This is a genomic window from Bacillus sp. JJ1474, from assembly GCF_036965225.1.
Classification (GTDB): Bacteria; Bacillota; Bacilli; order Bacillales; family Cytobacillaceae; genus Cytobacillus.
This window is the reverse complement of sequence record NZ_JBALPC010000188.1, coordinates 1-495: the sequence shown is the minus strand read 5'-3', so window position 1 is coordinate 495 and position 495 is coordinate 1. Positions and strand designations below refer to the sequence as shown.

Below are 495 nucleotides of genomic sequence, written 5' to 3'. Positions count from 1 at the left end.
AAGGTCCCAACGTATTATTTTATTATACGATGTGCTCTCACTTTAAGTTTCATTTTCGTCAAAGCAGCAGTTTGTACTTAAAATAAATAAAATCATTATGAATCTATATAAAAATATAATAAAATAAAAATAGTAAGAAATTCATATGGAGTTATTACATCCATGCATGGGAGGAATCATTCATATAATGGAATCGATCCGGTCGTTAATAAATAATAATGCATTTAAAAGACTGCTTATTTTTTCAATTTTAGTATTTCTTCTCTATATGCTTAGAAGTATGATCAACCTGATCCTAATCACCTTTATTTTCTCTTTTTTACTGGATCGGCTTGTGAATATTGTATCAAATAAATTCAAACTGCACCGCAAACTAACTGTCCTAATCTCCTATTTGTTAATTATTGGGCTTTTATCAATCGGTGTTATTAAATACTTGCCAATCATTATTGTAGAGATTTCGCAGTTAGTCACACAGTTGCAGCTGTTTTTAAC

The 495-nt window shown here is 29.3% G+C and carries 1 pseudogene; it reads left to right on the top strand.

The window, feature by feature from the left end:
- Window positions 1-187: 187 nt before the first annotated feature.
- Window positions 188-495, top strand: a pseudogene (locus V7164_RS20460) (AI-2E family transporter); the annotation flags it as partial.